The 2,818-nt window shown below is 37.7% G+C and carries 3 protein-coding genes; 1 reads left to right on the top strand and 2 read right to left on the bottom strand.

The genetic code is table 11. The features are described 5' to 3' along the window. Positions 1–243 precede the first annotated feature (243 nt). A complete protein-coding gene (locus tag QF004_RS13880) occupies positions 244–846 on the bottom strand; it encodes an RsmD family RNA methyltransferase (protein WP_133439779.1) in 603 nt (200 codons plus the stop codon). Between the two features lie 340 nt (positions 847–1,186). Then, positions 1,187–1,909, bottom strand: coding sequence for a DUF3822 family protein (locus tag QF004_RS13885; protein WP_307427483.1), 723 nt, complete (start codon positions 1,907–1,909; stop codon positions 1,187–1,189). A gap of 363 nt (positions 1,910–2,272) precedes the next feature. Between QF004_RS13885 and QF004_RS13890 the strand changes: the two genes are divergently transcribed. Next, entirely contained in the window at positions 2,273–2,575 is a 303-nt protein-coding gene (locus tag QF004_RS13890) for a DUF6370 family protein (RefSeq protein ID WP_307427485.1), read from the top strand. Positions 2,576–2,818: the final 243 nt, after the last annotated feature.

Genomic DNA, 2,818 nt, shown 5'->3' on the forward strand with positions numbered 1-2,818 from the left:
AATTCCTTCATCGAATCTTAATGGTTCAATTGCTGCTGATGATTTTCAATTTCTCATAACCGCAAAAGACGCGAAAGTTTAACTCTAAAAAGTCTCTCAAAAGGTGCCAAAAGCTTTTCTATAAAAAAATGCCACGAATACACGAATTTTTCTGTTACCGATAACATTTATTCGTGCATTCGTGGTAATATGACTCTGAAAACAGCATTTCGTCTGTTATCTATCCGTCTATCATCTATCCGTCTATTCTATGCTCTCTCCATTTTCAGCCGTTTCTTCCGGTTGTGGTTCGTTGGGTTTTAGGAAAGAAAAACTTACGTTTCCATATTTTCTGGTGTCGGTAATATTCGGATGTTCCAGTTTTGTGCGGCTTTGGTGTTCCAAAATAAAGACGCCGTTTTCCTTGAGGTAATTATTCTTCAATACCAAAGAAATGAGTTCCTGGTACTTTTCTACCTCCATTTCGAACGGCGGATCTGCAACCACGATATCGTAGGATTTGCGGTTTCTGTTTTTCTTTAAATACTCAAAAACGTCGCCCCGGATGGCATTCACCTGCGTGTTCATTTCAAGCTCTGTTGCGGTAGCATTGATGAAACCGGCATGGCGGGCATTCATCTCGATTGAAGTTACGTCTTTGCAGCCTCTGGAAGCGAATTCCAGTGAAATAGATCCGATTCCGGCAAAAAGATCAAGTACAGAAATCGAGGCGTAATCCAGTCGGAAACGGTTTTCGATAATACTGAACAGGGCTTCTTTGGCAAAATCGGTCGTCGGTCTTACATCGAAGTTTTTCGGAGCGGAAATTCTTTTGGCTTTCCACTGGCCACTGATTATTCTGTACATGGGTGTAGGTGCTGGATGTTAGGTGCTGGGGGTTTGGGGTGGATGCACAAGAAGTGCAATTTAAGTCAATTTATTTCTAAATGTATATCTATTGTTTTATTTTAACGCAAAGGCGCAAAGATTTTTGAAAAAATAGCTTTACAAAAATTACGGTCGCAAAGGCGTTTGACTTCGTCGAATCTTCGATTTCACTTGGCAAAGAAAATTTCAACATTTGCTTTTTTATCTTTTATTTACTTTAGATAAGTAAAGCTTTTGTGGTTAAATAAGAGGAGTTTAAAATTTATTGACGATTCACTTAACTTAGCTCTTTTTACTTTTTCCTTGGCTCTTACTACATTTATCGTGCATTCAAAATAAAGTTTTTGTTCGGAATATTATCGTAAACGATTTTCAGGCTTTTCACAAACTTCTTTAGTTCTGAAATAAAAGTTTCATTTTCAGTCGTTTCACCATAGACGAAAAACTGGGTATCTGCAATTCCAAATCCGATTTTACTTACCGTAAACATGATGAAATAGAGGAAATCGACTTCGGAATTTACATCTAAATTATTGTAAAGGATTATTTTTTTATGATCTAAGGCGAAAAACTCACATTGCTGATGATACAGATTAATATGAATTTCCTTCTGGTTTTTGGCCGTTATCTGATTCAGAAACTGTTCGCCCGAAAAATTGAATTTCGCAGGGATGGCGGTGTTTTTTATTTTCTGATAAATAGATTTCGGGAAGGTATAATAAAACTGAACGCCGAATTTTTTATTTACCGAAAGCATTAATTCTTCCTGATCTTCATCCACAGGAGCGTTATAAGCAATCAGACCGTATCCCAAATCGTGTTCCTTAAAACCTTCCGGCATTAAGGTAAAATGATTCAAAGCAGAAATGACGGTGATTTCTTTATATTTTTTCAGCGCTAAAATCTCATCAATCTTTTGGCTGAGTGCATTTTCAGGCGATTCTTCGGTTACAAAAAAAGAGTGCTCCTCAGAAACATTCCTGTTCCTGGAAATCTGGTATTGTACGCCGTCTTTGGTAAAAAGTAATTTGAGTTGTTCCATGCTTTACGAGCGCAAATTTATTAAAATTAATCGGCTTTTGAAATTTTCTTATTTTTGAAGAGTTATGAGCAAAGTCATGAGCCCGGGTGAAAGAGATTTGCTACATTTACATAGGTTTTTAATAAAGGATCTGAGATTTCAAACCATCAGGTTTTAACCGCAAAAGGGACAAAAGATCATTGCAGAAAAAGTTCTTCAAAAGAATGCCGAAAATGGAACCACTTTTAACAGGGGTTCTTTTGCAGACTATTGATTTATTTTTATTAAAATTAAACTTTTGCATCTTTTGCGGTGAAAAAATACAGCGATCTCAAGATTGAAACCAAATCCATTAAACGAATTTTTTAATCAATATTAAATAGTATGAAAAGAGTCTTATTGGTATTCTTGCTGTTATTTTCAGTAAGTATTTTTGCCCAGAAAGTTCAGAACCAGACGGTTGACGCAGCGTGCGGAATGTGTCAGTTCAAAATCAAATCTGATAAAGGTTGCGCCATGGCCGTCAAAATTGATGGCAAAGTCTATCACGTCGAAGGTTTAGACAAAAAAACGTACGGTGACGCTCACGCCGAAGACGGCTATTGCAAAATCATGAAAAAGGCGGTTGTCAGTGGGGAAGTTAAGAAAGGGAAGTTTTATGCAACCAGTTTTAAGTATGTAGAGTAGGGAGCTGCTGGGTGAGGGATGTTAGGTGTTTGATGTAGGATGTTTGATGTAGGATGTGCGGTGCAGGATGCAAGGTGCATGGATGCAGGGTGCAAGGTGCAATGTGGGTGCAAGGTGCAAGGATGCAGACAATTGGTGCAGGAGGTTTTGTCCGTCCCTGATATAGGTTGACATAAATAAGTCAACAAATATGAAAGCAAACATTAAGAAACTGCAGAAGCATCGGGTTTTCAGTGAGGAATT

Source organism: Chryseobacterium sp. MDT2-18 (genome assembly GCF_030815285.1).
In the GTDB taxonomy this organism is placed as follows: Bacteria; Bacteroidota; Bacteroidia; order Flavobacteriales; family Weeksellaceae; genus Kaistella; species Kaistella salivictor.